Origin of the sequence: Pseudomonas sp. P5_152 (genome assembly GCF_033989915.1) — a bacterium.
Classification (GTDB): Bacteria; Pseudomonadota; Gammaproteobacteria; order Pseudomonadales; family Pseudomonadaceae; genus Aquipseudomonas.
Map to the genome: position 1 here is coordinate 4403013 of NZ_JASFAH010000002.1, position 16188 is coordinate 4419200.

Below are 16188 nucleotides of genomic sequence, written 5' to 3' on the forward strand. Positions count from 1 at the left end.
GGTTTTCAGATGGAAACAATCCATGAGTGAAATGGATGACCTGGCGGCATTCGCCGTGCTGATCGAAGCCGGTAGTTTCACGTTGGCGGCGCAGCGCCTGGGCTGCAGCAAGGGCCAACTGTCCAAGCGCATCAGCCAGTTGGAAGCGCGATTCAGTGTGGTATTGCTGCAGCGCACCACGCGCCGGCTGAGTCTGACCGCGGCCGGTGCGGCGTTGCTGCCCCAGGCCCAGGCACTGGTGGTGCAGGTGGAGCGCGCACGCCAGGCGTTAGCGCGCCTGAAGGACGACATGGCCGGCCCAGTGCGGATCACCGTACCAGTGTCATTGGGGGAGACGTTTTTTGATGGCTTGTTGCTGGAGTTTTCTCGCCAGTACCCGCAGGTGCAGATCGAGCTGGAGCTGAACAATAGTTACCGCGACCTGTCTCGCGACGGCTTCGACCTGGCGATCCGCTCCGAGGTCGCCAATGACGAGCGACTGGTGGCCAAGCCGCTGCTGGCCTGGCACGAAATGACCTGCGCCAGCCCGGCCTACCTCGAGCAGTTCGGTGAGCCCCAGACCCCCCAAGCGTTGGCCGACCACCGCTGTCTGCTCAACAGCCACTACAGCGGCCGCGAAGAATGGCTGTATCACCAGCAGCACGAATTGCTGCGGGTACGGGTATCCGGGCCGTTCGCCAGCAACCACTACAACCTGTTGAAAAAAGCCGCCTTGGCTGGCGCCGGGATTGCGCGCCTGCCGTCCTACCTGTTGCAGGCGGAATTGGCTGACGGCCGTTTGCGCTGGCTGCTGCGTGACTACCAGACCCGCAGCATGCCGATGTATCTGGTGCACCCGTATCAAGGTGGCTTGCCCAGGCGTACCCAGGTCCTGGCCGATCACCTGATCGGTTGGTTCAAGCGCAGTGGGGAGGCGCTGGACCGCCTGTAATCAGTTGTCTGGCGCATAAAAAAAACGGCCCGAAGGCCGTTTTCTCTTGACTGCCAGGGCTTAGCCGCCCAGATACGCTTCGCGCACCTTGGGGTCGGTCAGCAGGGCTTCACCAGTGCCTTGCATGACCACCCGGCCGTTCTCCAGAACGTAGGCACGGTCGGCGATTTTTAATGCCTGGTTGGCGTTCTGCTCCACCAGGAACACCGTCACACCGTCCTTGCGCAGTTGTTCGATGATATCGAAGATCTGCTGGATGATGATCGGGGCCAGACCCAGCGACGGCTCGTCGAGCAGCAGCAGCTTGGGTTTGCTCATCAGCGCCCGGCCGATGGCGAGCATTTGCTGCTCGCCGCCAGACATGGTGCCGCCGCGTTGGGCAAAGCGTTCCTTCAGACGTGGGAAAAGCCCCAGGACTTTGTCCATTTGCTCCTGGTAATCGCCCTTGTCGGTGAAGAATCCGCCCATGGCGAGGTTCTCCTCCACCGTCAGGCGGGAAAACACCCGACGACCTTCCGGCACCACGGCAATGCTCTTGCGCATGATCTGCGCCGAGGTCTGCCCCACGAGTTCTTCACCCAGGTAGCGGATGCTGCCACTGTGAGCCTGCGGCGAGCCGCAGAGGGTCATCAGCAGGGTCGACTTGCCGGCGCCGTTGGCACCGATCAGGGTGACGATTTCGCCCTGGCGGATTTCCACGTTGACGCTGTGCAGGGCCTGGATCTTGCCGTAGAAGGTGGAAACGTTATCGAATTGCAGCATTTACGCTTCCCCCAGGTAGGCTTTGATCACTTCAGGATTGTCACGGATCTGTTCCGGCGTGCCGTCGGCCAGCGGTGTGCCCTGGTTGATCACGACGATGTGGTCGGAAATGCTCATGACCAGTTTCATGTCGTGCTCGATCAGCAACACGGTGACGTTGTGTTCTTCACGCAGGACGCTGATCAGCGCCTTGAGGTCTTCGGTTTCCTTGGGGTTCAGGCCGGCGGCCGGTTCGTCGAGCATGAGGATCCGCGGACGGGTCATCATGCAGCGGGCGATTTCCAGGCGCCGTTGCTGACCGTAGGCCAGGGTGCCGGCGGTACGGTTGGCGAACTCCTTGAGGTTGACCTTCTCCAGCCAGTACTCGGCAAACTCCATGGCCTCGCGTTCGCTTTTGCGGAACGACGGGGTCTTGAACAGGCCGGCCAGGAAGTTGGTGTTCAGGTGACGGTGTTGCGCGATCAAGAGGTTCTCGACCGCGGTCATGTCCTTGAACAACCGCACGTTCTGGAACGTACGCACCACACCTTTGAGGGCAATCTTATGGCCGGGCAGGCCTTCGATCGGCTCGCCGTCCAGCAGGATGCTGCCGCCGCTCGGCTTGTAGAAACCGGTGAGGCAGTTGAACACGGTGGTCTTGCCAGCGCCGTTGGGACCGATCAGGGCCACGACCTGTTTTTCCTTGACGGTCAGGGCCACGCCGTTGACCGCCAGCAGGCCGCCGAAGCGCATGCTCAGATTTTCGACTTTGAGGATCTCACAGCTCATTTTCGCAGCTCCATGTGAGGACGTTGCATGGGCAGCAGGCCTTGAGGACGCCAGATCATCATCAGCACCATCAAGGCGCCGAACATCAACATGCGGTACTCGCTGAACTCACGCATCATTTCCGGCAGCAGGATCATCACCACGGCGGCAAGAATCACCCCCAGTTGCGAGCCCATGCCACCCAATACGACGATGGCGAGAATGATCGCCGACTCGATGAAGGTGAAGGACTCCGGTGTGACCAGACCCTGACGGGCAGCAAAGAAGCTCCCGGCAAAACCGGCAAAGCTGGCACCCAAGGTGAAGGCCGACAGCTTGATGACCGTGGGATTGAGACCCAGGGCACGGCAGGCGATTTCGTCTTCACGCAGGGCTTCCCAGGCACGGCCGATCGGCATGCGCAGCAAGCGGTTGATCACGAACAACGCACCGAGGGCCAGCAACAGGGCAACCAGGTAGAGGAAGATCACCTTGTTGATCGAGTTGTACGGCAGGCCGAAGTACTCGTGGAACGTCTGCAGCCCTTCGGCGGCCTTACGTTCGAAAGTCAGGCCGAAGAACGTAGGCTTCTCGATGTTGCTGATGCCGTTCGGGCCGCCGGTGAGGTCGGTCAGGTTACGCAGGAACAGGCGGATGATCTCGCCAAAACCCAGGGTCACGATCGCCAGGTAGTCGCCGCGCAAGCGCAGTACCGGGAAGCCGAGCAGGAAGCCGAAAGTGGCCGCCATCAACCCGGCGATAGGCAGGCAGATCCAGAAGCTCAGGCCGTAGTAATGCGACAGCAGCGCATAACTGTAGGCGCCGACGGCGTAGAAGCCGACGTAACCCAGGTCGAGCAGGCCGGCCAGGCCGACCACGATGTTCAGGCCCAGGCCGAGCATCACATAGATCAGGATCAGGGTGGCGATATCCACCGCCCCGCGCGAGCCGAAGAACGGCCAGACCAGGGCGCCGACGATCAGGGCCAGGATGATCCAGCGCTGAGTGGTGGGCAGGGTCAGGAAGTTGCTGGCCTTGGCCGGGATCAGCGGCATGTTTGGCGAGGATTTCCACGCCGCGCTGATCTGGTGGCTGAACAGGACCCGCAAAAACATCAGGACCGAACACAGGGCGATGGTCGCCAGGATGGCCGGGCTGGTGTTGTGGACTTCCAGGTTGATGCCGACGATGGTCAGTTTCAGACCCAGTACCGGGTAGGCCACGGCCCACACCAGCAAGGCGCTGAACAGCGCCGATTTAAGATTCCTAGTCATACTTTCTCAACCTCCGGACGGCCCAGAATGCCGGTCGGACGGAACAACAGCACCAGAACCAACAAGCCGAATGCCACGACGTCCTTGTACTGGTCGCCGAAGATGTCAGCACCGAATGCTTCAGCCACACCCAGCACCAGACCGCCAAGCATGGCGCCCGGAATACTGCCGATGCCGCCGAGTACCGCGGCGGTGAAGGCCTTGAGCCCGACCAGGAAGCCGGCGTTCGGGTTGATCACACCGTATTGCATGCTCAGCAGGACGGCCGCGATCGCCGCCAGTGCAGCACCGATGATGAAGGTCAGGGCAATGATGTTGTTGGTGTTGATACCCAGCAGGTTGGCCATCTTGATGTCTTCGGCGCAGGCGCGGCAGGCACGACCCAGGCGCGAACGGGAGATGAACATCGTCAGGCCAAGCATGGCCACCAGCGTCACCACGAACACCACGATCTGCATGTAGGAAATCATTACTTCCGATGCACCGCCTGGCCCGATGGAGAAGTTGCCCGGGATCAGGTTGGGAATGGACTTGTCCTTGGAGTCTTGCGCCAGCAGAACCGTGTTCTGCAGGAAGATCGACATGCCGATGGCGGAAATCAGCGGAATCAGACGGTTACTGCCACGCAATGGGCGGTAGGCGATCCGTTCGATGCTGTAGCCGTAGGCACTGGTAACGACGATGCTCGCGATGAAGGCTGCGGTCATCAACAACGGGACGCTGTCGAGTCCCATCATGGCCAGCCCGGCGATGGCGATGAACGCCACGTAGGAACCGATCATGTAGACCTCGCCGTGGGCGAAGTTGATCATTCCAATGATGCCGTAAACCATCGTATAGCCGATGGCGATCAGGGCATACGTGCTGCCAACGGTCAGACCGTTAACCAGCTGTTGGAAAAAGTGATAGAGGTCAGGCATTACAACGCTCCTAAAAACCTGATACGCATTTCACTGGTGGAGTCATTTTCCCGCTCGAGCCCCGAGGATCTGCATCCACTTCGGGCATGAGGTTTGCCAGCGAACCGCTGATGACGGTTTTGAGATTTTCAGGTGGGGAGGCTTGCGGATCACGCAGGCGCGGCCCATACATTCGTAAAACAAAGCCCACGGCACGCCGTGGGCTTTGTTGGCAGTCAGTCAGGCAAGGCCTTACTGAGGCGAAACTTCGGTTTTAGGTTTACCGAAGTGCCACTGGTAGACCACGAACTTGAAGTCTTTCAGGTCGCCCTTGGCGTCGAAGCTCAGGTCGCCAGTCGGGGTTTTGAAAGTACCGGCGTGGATGGCTTCTGCCACCTTGGCCGCGTCTTCGCTCTTGGCTGCAGTGATGCCGCCGGCGATGACTTCAACAGCCGAGTAGGCCGGGAACACGAACGGGCCGCTCGGGTCTTCTTTCTTGGCCTTGAATGCATCAGCCAGGGCAACGTTGGCCGGGTCCTGGTCGAAGGACTTCGGCAGGGTTACCAGCAGGCCTTCGGAAGCGTCCTTGGCGATCTGCGAGATGGAGTCGTTACCCACGCCTTCCGGACCCATGAACTTGGCTTTCAGGCCTTTTTCCTGGGATTGACGCAGGATCAGGCCCAGCTCCGGGTGGTAGCCGCCGTAGTAGACGAAGTCGACGTTGGCTTGCTTGAGCTTGGCGATCATCGAGGAGAAGTCTTTGTCGCCGGCGTTGATGCCTTCGAACACGGCAACCTTGACGCCTTTCTTCTCGAGGGTTTGCTTGACGGCGGTGGCGATGCCTTCACCGTATTGCTGTTTGTCGTGCAGGACGGCAACGATTTTCGGTTTTACGTGATCGGCAATGTAGTTACCGGCGGCAGGGCCCTGGGCGCTGTCGAGGCCGATGGTACGGAAGACCATTTTGTAACCACGGGCGGTGATGTCCGGGCTGGTGGCAGCCGGGGTGATCATGATCACGCCTTCGTCTTCGTAGATGTCGGAAGCCGGTTGAGTGGAGCTGGAGCACAGGTGACCGACCACGAACTTGACGCCATCGTTGACGACTTTGTTGGCAACGGCCACGGCTTGTTTTGGATCGCAGGCGTCATCGTATTCAACGGCTTCGAGTTTCTTGCCGTTGACGCCGCCTTTGGCGTTGATTTGTTCGATGGCCATTTTGGCGCCACTGAACTGCATGTCGCCGTATTGGGCTACAGGGCCGGTTTTAGGGCCGGCAATGCCGATCTTGATGGTGTCAGCTGCGAACGAATGGCTGGCAACCCCGGCCAGAACCATAGCGGCAAACAGTTTGGAAATCTGCTTAGTAGCCTTATTCATAGTGCTCCACTCTTACTGTTGTAATTTTTATAGTTCTGGCGGCCTGAGGCGCAGAACCGGTAGATGACCTAAGTCTCTCGCGGAAATGCCCCTGGCAACTGTACCGGTACAGTGTAGAGCGCCGGTTGTTCGCTTGAAAAGCTGGCTGCTGGGGGCAAAACCTGGTGGTGTCGCTTTATTGAAAGAAAAAGACAGAATAACGCCATGGCTTTGGCCGGCTTATAGCTGAATCAGCAGCATTGCCTGGGCGTTCCGGTACTTTTCGTTCGATGACGCATTTGAATCCGGGTTTTTCTGCCAGAGCACCAACGTTATGATTGCGTCGATTTCATTTGCGGACAGGACCCATGACTCAAGAACCTAGCACCCTCTATGCCAAGCTGCTTGGTGAAACTGCATCTATTACCTGGAAGGAACTGGAACCGTTCTTTGCCAAGGGCGCCCTATTGTGGGTCGATCCTGGCCTGGATTTGATCGCCGCTGCCGAGGCGGTGGCGCAGGACGAAGGCGAGAAAGTGGCTGCCTGGCTGGCCGCCGACCAGCTCGCGAAGCTGTCTGAAACGCGGGCGCTGGATCTTTTCGAGCGCGATCCAGAACTGTGGGCCGTGGTGGTTTCACCGTGGATTCTGATCCAGGAAAGGGCGCCGGTTTAACGCAGTGCACCCGTTTGGTGCGAAGGCTGCGCCAGGTAAAGTGTGTAGCGGAGTAGCGTGATGGCACGTTGCCGTAGAGAAAGGCCACAGCCAGGCCTGATCGAGGGTGACGTTCGCGTAATGGGAACAGTTTATTGAGCAGCCGAATGGCTGCTTAATTGTTTCTGGATGTACCTTGCTGACCTTTGTTTGACCATTCCGGCTGGTGGCGCACGCGGCTTTCCCAAGTCTCGGTGAATCAGCGACTATTCGCAGACTTTCTATCGCGCAGAGGCATATCAATGGCATCGTTACCTTCACTTGCGTTCGCCGGCATCGGCTTGATGGGCTTGCCGATGTGTCGTCGCCTGCTGGCTGCGGGTTATCCGCTGACGGTGTGGAATCGTCATCCGCAAAAGTGCGCTGCCCTGGTCGAGGCGGGTGCCCGGCAGGTGGCGAGCCCGGCCGAACTCTGTGATCACGCCGACCTGGTGATGTTGTGCCTGGCCAATACCGAGGTGGTGCGCGAGGTGGTGTTTGGTCCGGCGGGCGTGGCCAGTGGCGCGAAGGCTGGACAGTTGCTGGTGGATTTTTCCAGCCTGGAACCGACCGCCACACGGGGCATGGCCGCGCAACTGGCCAGCGACTGCTCCATGGGCTGGCTCGATGCACCGGTGTCCGGTGGCGTGCCCGGTGCCGAGGCTGGGAGCCTGGCGATCATGGTCGGAGGGGAAGCGGCTGATCTGGAGCGGGTTCGCGCCGTGCTGCTCAACCTCGGCCAGCGAGTCACGCACATGGGCGCGGTGGGGGCGGGGCAGGTGACCAAGGCTTGCAACCAGATGATCGTGGCCTGCAATGCCCTGGTGATTGCCGAAGTGGTGGCGCTGGCCGAGCGTTCAGGTGTCGATGCAAGCCGGTTGGCGGACGCCTTGAGCGGCGGTTTTGCCGACTCCAAACCGCTGCAGATACTGGCTCCGCAGATGGCCGAAAGCCGCTTTGAACCGGTGAAGTGGCACGTGCGGACCCTGCTCAAGGACCTGGATGGCGCGGTGCAGTTTTCTCGCGAGCAGGGTTCGGCGACGCCAATCAGTGGCCTGGCCGCACAGCTGATGCGCTTGCACGGTGGCCAGGGCTTCCTGGAAAAGGACCCGGCAACCTTGATTCATCTGTATCGCGCACCAGCGACAAAGGGCTGACCGGCTGTAGGGGATTACGCTGGTTGAGCGCATTGAGAATCGGCCGCAGCTCAGCCAGCGGCACTGGGCAGCTCATCAGGTAACCCTGGATGAAATCGCAGCCAAAACGTTCGAGGAAGCGGTACTGCTCGAAGGTTTCGACGCCCTCGGTGACTACCTGCAACTGCAGGGTATGGGCCATGACAATAATGGCCTGGACGATTTCCATGTCTTGCGTTGAATCCGGGATGTCCTGGATGAACGAGCGGTCGATCTTCAGCGTGTTCAAGGGCAGGCGCTTGAGGTAGGCGAGGGACGAGTAGCCGGTGCCGAAGTCATCAATGGACAGGGAAACCCCAAGGGCACGGATTTGCTTGAGCAGCACCAGGGTGTTGGTGATGTTGCCCATCAACGCGTTCTCGGTGACCTCCAACTCCAGCCTGTCAGCCGCTACCCCGGCCGAGTGCAGGGCCTGCTCGATTTCGTCGGCCAGCTCCGGGCGCGCCAGGTTGAGCGGGGAGCAGTTGACCGCGATTTTCAGCGAGTCGCAGCCGTGTCGGGACAGTTCGCCGAGGTCTGCACAGGCTTTGCGCAGCACCCAGTTGTCGAGTTCGGCAATCAGCCCGTTGGCCTCGGCAATGGCGATGAAACGGTCGGGTGCCAGCACGCCGTGGAGCGGATGCTGCCAGCGGATCAGGGCCTCCAGCTTGGTCACCTGGCCGGTCCGCAGGTCGTAGATCGGCTGGTAATACAGCAGCAGCCCGCTGTCGTCGCGCAGAGCGTTGCGCAGTTCCTCTTCGAGTTGCAGGGCCACCGTTGCCCGGGTTTTCAACTGCTCGTTGAAAAAATGCACACCGTTACGCCCATTGGCCTTGGCTTGGTACAGCGCCAGGTCGGCGTGTTTGAGCAGTTCCTCGCAGTGCTGGCCATCGTCGGGGAACACGCTGATGCCAATGCTCGTGGTCATGACCATGCGCCGTCCGGCCAGCTCGATCGGCGCTTTCATTTTCTGCATGATGCGCTCAGCCACTTGCTGGGCCTCCTCGCGATCCAGCAGATTGACCAGCACGCAGAACTCATCGCCGCCAAACCGTGCGACCACGTCGTCATGGCTGCGGACCGAGCTTTTGATATGCCCGGCAATTACCTTCAATAGGCTGTCCCCGGCATCATGGCCAAGGCTATCGTTGATGCGCTTGAAGTGATCGATATCAAGGAACATGATCGCCAGCTTGCCACCCTGTGCGGTTTTCTCCGCAAGCTTCTCGGCAAAGATCTGGTTGAAGCCGCGACGGTTGATCAGGTTGGTCAGGGGGTCGTAATGCGCCACTTGCTGCAACGACTGCCGGGCCTGATCCAGTTGGCAGAGCAAGGCATTGACCCGGCACAGGTCACGCTCCTTGTGTTGCAGTTTGCGGTCGGCCAGCGCTGCGCTGACGCTGCTGCCGATCACCAGCAAGGTGATCACGGTGATGGTCACACCCAGTTGCAGCGGGTTGTGGGGCACCGCGAGTGGGGCCGGCACGCCCTCTGGTAGCACCAGCATCATGGCCCACATGCCAGTGAAGTGCATGCTGACAATGCCGCCCCCCAGCAACAGGCTGGTCGCGTACTTGAGCAGTTGGTGCAGCACCCCGCTGCCAGTGCGCAGGCAGTGGGAGAGCAGCAAAGCTACGGCGCTGGCGAGAATGGCGATGATGATCGATACGGCGAACAGTCCTGGCGCGAAGTAGATCTGGGCGCTGGAACGCATGGCTGCCATGCCCACGTAATGCATGGCGGCAATCCCCACTCCGACACCGATCGAGGCGCTGACGTACTGCCAGGGACGCGGCTCTGGATGGCTCAGGGTGTCCATGGTCAAGAAGGCGGCAAGAAAGGCTATCAGCAGCGAAAGCAGGGTAATCGACAGGTCATAGTGGATGGTGATTGGCGCCTGGAATGCCAGCATGCCGATGAAGTGCATGGCCCAGATGCCGCCGGCCAGACAGCCGGCTCCGACCCAGCGCCAGCGCCTTTGCGAGCGTGGATCTTCGGCATGGCCGACCCGCTCGGCCATGTCCAGAGTGGCAAAACTGGCTGCGCAGGCGACCAGGTAGGCCAGCAGCACCAACGCCGGGTCGTGGCTGCAGTTGAGTATGACCTGGCCGCCGCTTGCGGGCAGTTCGCTGCTGAAATGCCATCCTAGCCAGGCCATCGCATGCCCCGTCGTTGAAACGTCTCGCAGGCGCCATGAACGCTGGCGAATGGCTGGAGTATAGAAGCCGGCAGCTCAGTGAAAGCGGTGATGGCGCATTGCCTCTTATTATTTTGAACTTAGATATATAGCGTTTAGAAATATAGATGGGGAATGCGAGTCGCGGCCTTCGATAAGTCGACATCAGCCTTACGAATAATTACAGACAGCACGCAGGCGCCTGACTAGATTGCAGGTTCCGGGTTGGCAGTAGCGCGCCCATAACAATAAATAAAAAGAGACGGACCCATGCAGAACTCGACCCAAGCGGCGAATGCCTGGCGCATTCTGTTCCTGCTGTTCCTGGCCAATCTGTTCAACTTCTTCGACCGCACCATTCCGGCCATCATCATCGAGCCGATCCGCATGGAGTGGCACCTGAGCGACTTTCAGCTGGGGATCATCGGGACTGCATTCACCATCGTCTATGCGATTGCCGGGCTGCCACTGGGGCGGATGGCCGACACCGGTTCGCGCAGCAAGCTGATGGGCTGGGGGCTGGCGGTGTGGAGCGGGCTGACGGCGGTCAATGGGCTGGTGGGCAGTTTCTGGAGTTTCCTGATCGTGCGCATGGGCGTGGGCATCGGTGAGGCCAGTTACGCTCCGGCCGCCAACTCGCTGATCGGCGACCTGTTTCCTGCCCATCGCCGGGCGCGGGCGATGGGCATTTTCATGCTCGGACTGCCCCTGGGCTTGTTGCTGGCGTTCTTCACCATCGGTGCCATGGTCAAGGCCTTCGATAGCTGGCGTGCACCCTTTTTCATCGCGGCAGTGCCGGGGTTGATCCTGGCGGTCTTCATGTTCTTCATCAAAGAGCCCAAGCGCGGTGCGGCGGAAACCGTGCAGATATCCCAGGAACGGGTCGACCGGCCGATTCGTCGGGTCCTGGCGATTCCGACCTTTCTCTGGCTGGTGATGGCCGGCCTGTGCTTCAACTTCGCCACCTATGCCTGCAACTCGTTCCTGGTGCCGATGCTGCAGCGTTATTTCCTGCTGCCGCTGCAGGATGCAGCCGTGGCCACCGGGGTGATTGTCGGGGTTACCGGGTTGTTTGGCTTGACGCTGGGCGGCTGGGTGGCCGACAAGATTCATCAGCGGGTGGCCAGTGGTCGGCTGTTGTTCGCGGGCTTCAGCCTGATTATCTCGACCCTGTGCACGGCGTGGGCGCTGCATGCCGGGCGAATTGAAATCGGGGTGTTCGTGGCGGTGTTCAGCCTGGGCTGGTTATTTGCCTACAACTTCTATACCTGCGTATACACGGCGATCCAGGACGTGGTTGAACCGCGCTTGCGGGCGACGGCCATGGCGCTGTTCTTCGCCGGGTTGTATCTGTTGGGGGGCGGTCTGGGGCCCGTGGTGGTCGGCGGGCTGTCCGATCACTTCGCCCATACGGCGATGCAAGCGGCGGGTGCCGAGCAGATGACCGAAGCCTTCAAGGCCGTCGGCCTGCACGATGCGATGTACCTGATTCCGGTCGCGCTGTTGCTCACCATGGTCTTCCTGTTCCTGGCAGCGCGCTGTTTTGTCCGCGATGCCAAGCGCATGAAGGAGGGGATGGGGACGGTGGTTGAGCCTGGAGTTGGTGCGGTGTCTGCGGGTTAAGCACCACGGCCTTCGGCAGATCCCACAGAAAAGCAAAAGGCCCGCATCGCTGCGGGCCTTTTTTATCGCGGTGCAAGGCGGGGGCTTAACCCGCCACCAGCACCCGGATCGCTTCCAGGCGCAGCGCCGCTTTGTCGAGCATGGCCAGGCCCTGCTCGCGCTGGTGGCGCAGGGCGACCAGCTCGCTGTCACGCACCGTCGGGTTGACGGCTTGCAAGGCGGTCAGGCGCGCCAGTTCTTCATCGGTGTCGGCTGCCAGGCGGCGTTGTGCTTCGGCTACCCGTTCAGCGTGGCGCGGGGTGATCTTCTCTTCGCCGGCGTTGATGCGCGGTGTCAGTTGATCACGCTGGGCCTGGATGAACTTGTTGGCGCTGGCGCGGGGCACGCTTTCGAGCTGGTCGTTGAGGGTCTCGAACGACACCCGGCTCGACAGGTCGTTGCCATTGGTGTCCAGCAGGCAGCGCAGGGCTGCCGGCGGCAGGTAACGGCCCAGTTGCAGCGAGCGTGGGGCGACCACTTCGCTGACGTAGAGCAGTTCCAGCAACACGGTGCCGGGCTTGAGAGCCTTGTTCTTGATCAGCGCGACCGCGGTGTTGCCCATCGAGCCGGACAGCACCAGGTCCATGCCACCCTGAACCATCGGGTGCTCCCAGGTGATGAATTGCATGTCTTCGCGAGACAGCGCCTGGTTGCGGTCGTAGGTGATGGTCACGCCTTCGTCGTCGCCCAGCGGGAAGCTGGCGTCGAGCATTTTTTCACTCGGCTTGAGGATCAGGGCGTTTTCCGAGTGGTCTTCGCTGTCGATGCCGAAGGCGTCGAACAGGGTTTCCATATAGATCGGCAGGGCGAACTGATCGTCCTGTTCAAGGATCGCTTCGACCAGGGCATCGCCTTCGCCAGCACCGCCGGAGTTGAGTTCCAGCAGGCGGTCACGGCCGCTGTGCAGCTCGGCTTCCAGGGCTTCGCGAGTCCCGCGGGCCTCATCGATCAGCGCTTGCCACTCGCCGTCGTCGGCTTCTTCCAGCAGCGGCAGCAGGCGTGGGCCGAACTGGTGCTGCAGGGCGTTGCCGGTCGGGCAGGTGTTGAGGAATGCGTTCAGTGCTTCGTGGTACCACTGGAACAGGCGCTCTTGCGGGCTCGTTTCCAGGTACGGCACGTGCAACTCGATGACATGCTTCTGGCCGATCCGGTCCAGACGACCGATCCGCTGTTCCAGCAGGTCCGGGTGCGCAGGCAGGTCGAACAGCACCAGGTGATGGGAGAACTGGAAGTTGCGACCTTCACTGCCGATTTCCGAGCAGATCAGTACCTGGGCACCGAATTCTTCATCGGCAAAGTAGGCCGCTGCACGGTCACGCTCGAGAATGTTCATGCCTTCATGGAACACCGTGGCCGGGATGCCGGAGCGCACGCGCAGGGCGTCTTCCAGGTCCATCGCGGTTTCGGCGTGGGCACAGATCACCAGGACCTTGGTGCGCTTGAGCATCTTCAACTGGTCGATCAGCCACTCCACGCGTGGGTCGAACTTCCACCAGCGTTGTTCTTCGTCGGCATCCGGTTGGGCCTGGAAGCTGACTTCCGGGTACAGCTCGGCGTGATCGCCCAACGGCAGCTCGAGGTACTCGTCCGGGCACGGCAGCGGGTACGGGTGCAGCTTGCGCTCAGGGAAACCTTGCACTGCGGCGCGGGTGTTGCGAAACAGCACGCGGCCAGTGCCGTGGCGATCCAGCAATTCGCGGACCAGGCGGGCGCTGGCTTCGATGTCGCCATCGTTGACCGCGGTCAGCAGGGCTTCGCCCTCGTCGCCGAGGAAACCCTGGATGGTCTTGTGGGCGGCCGGGGACAAACGGCCCTGGTCCATCAGTTCCTGAACGGCTTCGGCCACCGGGCGATAGTTCTCGCTCTCGGCGCGGAAGGCCTTGAGGTCATGGAAACGGTTCGGATCAAGCAGGCGCAGACGGGCGAAGTGGCTGTCCTGGCCCAGTTGTTCCGGGGTGGCAGTCAGCAGCAGGACGCCAGGGATGGTCTCGGCGAGTTGTTCGACCAGCGAGTACTCGGGGCTGACCTGGTCTTCGTGCCACACCAGGTGGTGAGCTTCGTCGACCACCAGCAGGTCCCAGCCCGCAGCGAACAATGCATCCTGGGCTTTCTCGTCGTCGACCAGCCACTCCAGGGCTACCAGCGCGAGCTGGGTGTCTTCGAACGGGTTGCTGGCATCGCTTTCGATAAAACGTTCTTCGTCGAACAGCGCGACCTGCAGGTTGAAGCGCCGGCGCATTTCCACCAGCCATTGGTGCTGGAGGTTTTCCGGCACCAGGATCAGCACGCGGTTGGCGCGACCGGAGAGCAGTTGGCGATGGATCACCAGGCCGGCTTCGATGGTTTTACCCAGGCCCACTTCGTCCGCCAGCAGAACCCGCGGCGCAATACGGTCGGCCACTTCACGGGCAATGTGCAACTGGTGCGCGATAGGTTGTGCGCGCACGCCACCCAGACCCCAGAGCGACGACTGCAACTGGCGGCTGGTGTGTTCCAGGGTGTGGTAACGCAGGGAGAACCAGGCCAGTGGGTCGATCTGCCCGGCGAACAGACGGTCGCTGGCCAGGCGGAACTGGATGAAGTTCGACAGTTGGGTTTCGGGCAGGGTGACCGGCTCGTTCTCTGCGTTGAGCCCGTGGTAGACCAGCAGGCCGTCGACGTCGTCGACTTCGCGCACGGTCATTTTCCAGCCTTCGAAGTGCGTAATGGTGTCGCCCGGCGAAAACCTCACGCGGGTGAGGGGCGCATTCCGTAGCGCATACTGGCGGGTGTCGCCAGTGGCCGGGTAGAGCACGGTCAGCAAGCGACCGTCCTGTGCCAGAACGGTGCCTAGACCTAGCTCTGCTTCGCTGTCACTAATCCAGCGTTGCCCCGGTTGATACTGCTGCGCCATGCTGCCTGACTCCCGCCTTGAAAAAGCCGACTATCTTAACGGATCGCTGCCTTCAGAGCCAAAGGACTCTCATAAAAACTACTAGTCTTACGGTAGCGCATCGAGCCGATTGGTGATTGTGAGTGTCAACTGGCTCACAAGTTTGCGACCGATGGCTCAAGTCGCTGGTCAAACAGCCGACAGCCTGCCGACAGGAGACCCTCACCATGCTGCCACCCATGCTTCCCTTGAGCGCCGTGCCGATTACCTCCCAGCAGGATCCGGTCCGGCCACGCCCGGACATCATGCCGGTGGCACCGGTGCAGCCCAGCTCCAGCGAGAGCACGATCGACCTGCAACAGCGCGATCCCGAGGAAGCGGCGATGGGGCTGCGCGAACAGCAGCGGCGTCAGTTGGCCCGCGATAAACGCCGGCGCGAAGCTGGCGACGATCCGCAGGTACCCCTGGCGGTGCCGGGCGACGAGTTGAATGCCGATAACACTGTGCCAGTGGTGGCGGTGATGGACGATCAGCCGCGCCAGGGGTTGTGGGTCGATATAGAGGTGTGAACTGCGAAGAGCATTTGTTGCGTTGCCAGGTGGCTGGTCTTCGTTGGCCAGAGGCCGCATTATTGCTCAACCTTGAGCGGGCAGGGTGACGTGGGTCGCTGTGCCGCGCCTGTATTGAACTGGAAGACGTAAGCCACGCCATGAGCCAAGACGACAAGCTGATCGATCTCAACACCGAGCGCGCCAAGCGTGTGCATGACCTCAATGAGAAGCGCCTGAACGAAGTGCGCCAGGCATTCGAGCAGGCCATGCCGCTGGGCAAGGCGAAGAAAAAGCCGAAGAACAAACCGAAAAAGCGTTGACCCCACCCTGCATCTGTTGATGCAGGTCAGTTATTTCCCCGCCTTTACGCCCTGTCTTGGGCGACATTGATCCCGGTCAATTTTCTCCTGTGCCTGATTGGTTAACTTAGACCCATCGCAACGAGGCAAGCACAGGAGGCTGGTCATGTTTTTCGACAATGTGGTGATCGCCGGAGTGCTGACCGTCAGCCTCATGGTTCTGTTTTTCGTTGGGTTTGGATTTTTTATCTGGAAAGACTCGCATAAGCGCAAGAAGCCTTAGGTCTTTCTGGGAGCACGAGCACGCAAGGCATTTTGGGCAACTTCGGTTGCCCTTTTTTTTGGTTTGGATTTTTTGGGCATGTCCGTTGCTGCGGTAACGGCTGCTTAGGGTTTGGTGTTTTTTCCAACAAAAAAGGCGCGACCTCCAGGAGGGCGCGCCTTTTTATGGTGCGCCCAGCATGGGCGCAATCTTGTGGGTGAAAGTCCCGCCGTAAGCTGACCACAGCGAACGAAGCGAAGCGCAACTGCATGAGGGCGATCGAGTGTGGGGAGGAAGCGTGGAGCGAAACCGCGAGCCGATGAACAAGAACCGGATACAAGGCGAAGCCGATCAGGGCGAGCGAGCCATAAATCGCGAAGCTCTTGTGGTCAACGATCAGGCTGCGTAAATCCGGCGGTTGTGCGGGGAAGGATTGCGTTCTTACCTGGGGAGATCTCGCCTTGTGCCTGAAAGGGCGACGGCGCAAGCCGGAGCGAGAAGTCAGCAGAGGCCGTAGTAGTCTTTTT

The 16188-nt window shown here is 60.6% G+C and carries 14 protein-coding genes; 7 read left to right on the forward strand and 7 right to left on the reverse strand.

The features are described from left to right. The first annotated feature begins 22 nt into the window (after positions 1-22). Positions 23-931, forward strand: coding sequence for a LysR family transcriptional regulator (locus tag QMK50_RS19850; protein WP_320333773.1), 909 nt, complete (start codon positions 23-25; stop codon positions 929-931). A 60-nt stretch (positions 932-991) separates the two neighbouring features. Here QMK50_RS19850 and QMK50_RS19855 read toward each other — a convergent pair whose 3' ends face one another. From QMK50_RS19855 to QMK50_RS19875, 5 genes are all read right to left on the reverse strand, one after another. Then, complete coding sequence (locus QMK50_RS19855; RefSeq protein ID WP_095166982.1) at positions 992-1693, reverse strand: ABC transporter ATP-binding protein; 702 nt, start codon at positions 1691-1693, stop codon at positions 992-994. Then, a complete protein-coding gene (livG, locus tag QMK50_RS19860; protein ID WP_320333774.1) occupies positions 1694-2461 on the reverse strand; it encodes a high-affinity branched-chain amino acid ABC transporter ATP-binding protein LivG in 768 nt (255 codons plus the stop codon). Next, the gene (locus QMK50_RS19865) at positions 2458-3714 is read right to left on the reverse strand and encodes a high-affinity branched-chain amino acid ABC transporter permease LivM (RefSeq protein ID WP_095166986.1); all 1257 of its coding nucleotides are present in this window, start codon (positions 3712-3714) and stop codon (positions 2458-2460) included. The genes livG and QMK50_RS19865 overlap by 4 nt, the downstream gene beginning before the upstream one ends. Further along, on the reverse strand, positions 3711-4634 hold the full coding sequence (gene livH / locus QMK50_RS19870; RefSeq protein ID WP_095166988.1) for a high-affinity branched-chain amino acid ABC transporter permease LivH: 924 nt from the start codon (positions 4632-4634) through the stop codon (positions 3711-3713). Before livH ends, QMK50_RS19865 begins: the two co-directional genes overlap by 4 nt. Before the next feature lie 231 nt (positions 4635-4865). Continuing rightward, a complete protein-coding gene (locus QMK50_RS19875; protein ID WP_095166990.1) occupies positions 4866-5993 on the reverse strand; it encodes a branched-chain amino acid ABC transporter substrate-binding protein in 1128 nt (375 codons plus the stop codon). Between the two features lie 347 nt (positions 5994-6340). Between QMK50_RS19875 and QMK50_RS19880 the strand changes: the two genes are divergently transcribed. Next, the gene (locus QMK50_RS19880; protein WP_095166992.1) at positions 6341-6646 is read left to right on the forward strand and encodes a DUF2288 domain-containing protein; all 306 of its coding nucleotides are present in this window, start codon (positions 6341-6343) and stop codon (positions 6644-6646) included. Positions 6647-6927: 281 nt separating this feature from the next. After that, positions 6928-7821 (forward strand): NAD(P)-dependent oxidoreductase, encoded by an 894-nt coding sequence (locus tag QMK50_RS19885; protein WP_320333775.1) that lies wholly within the window; start codon positions 6928-6930, stop codon positions 7819-7821. On the opposite strand, the gene QMK50_RS19890 is transcribed toward QMK50_RS19885, so the two are convergent. After that, entirely contained in the window at positions 7712-9997 is a 2286-nt protein-coding gene (locus QMK50_RS19890; protein WP_320333776.1) for a bifunctional diguanylate cyclase/phosphodiesterase, read from the reverse strand. The genes QMK50_RS19885 and QMK50_RS19890 overlap by 110 nt on opposite strands. Positions 9998-10285: 288 nt before the next feature. Here QMK50_RS19890 and QMK50_RS19895 point away from each other — a divergent pair, with 288 nt between their 5' ends. After that, positions 10286-11638 carry a spinster family MFS transporter gene (locus tag QMK50_RS19895; protein ID WP_159994119.1) on the forward strand — a complete coding sequence of 451 codons (1353 nt, stop codon included), beginning with the start codon at positions 10286-10288 and terminating at the stop codon, positions 11636-11638. An 85-nt stretch (positions 11639-11723) separates the two neighbouring features. Here the strand turns inward: QMK50_RS19895 and rapA are convergent, their stop codons facing one another. Continuing rightward, a complete protein-coding gene (gene rapA / locus QMK50_RS19900) occupies positions 11724-14570 on the reverse strand; it encodes an RNA polymerase-associated protein RapA (protein WP_159994121.1) in 2847 nt (948 codons plus the stop codon). Positions 14571-14776: 206 nt separating this feature from the next. Here rapA and QMK50_RS19905 point away from each other — a divergent pair, with 206 nt between their 5' ends. The 3 genes from QMK50_RS19905 to ccoM all read left to right on the forward strand — a co-directional run bounded on the left by QMK50_RS19905 (position 14777) and on the right by ccoM (position 15682). Continuing rightward, positions 14777-15118, forward strand: a complete 342-nt coding sequence (locus QMK50_RS19905) for an aspartate-semialdehyde dehydrogenase (protein ID WP_095167003.1) — start codon at positions 14777-14779, stop codon at positions 15116-15118. Positions 15119-15258: 140 nt separating this feature from the next. After that, a complete protein-coding gene (locus QMK50_RS19910; protein ID WP_007906621.1) occupies positions 15259-15420 on the forward strand; it encodes a hypothetical protein in 162 nt (53 codons plus the stop codon). 145 nt (positions 15421-15565) lie between these two features. After that, positions 15566-15682, forward strand: a complete 117-nt coding sequence (gene ccoM / locus QMK50_RS19915) for a cytochrome c oxidase subunit CcoM (RefSeq protein WP_305886485.1) — start codon at positions 15566-15568, stop codon at positions 15680-15682. Positions 15683-16188 lie beyond the last annotated feature (506 nt).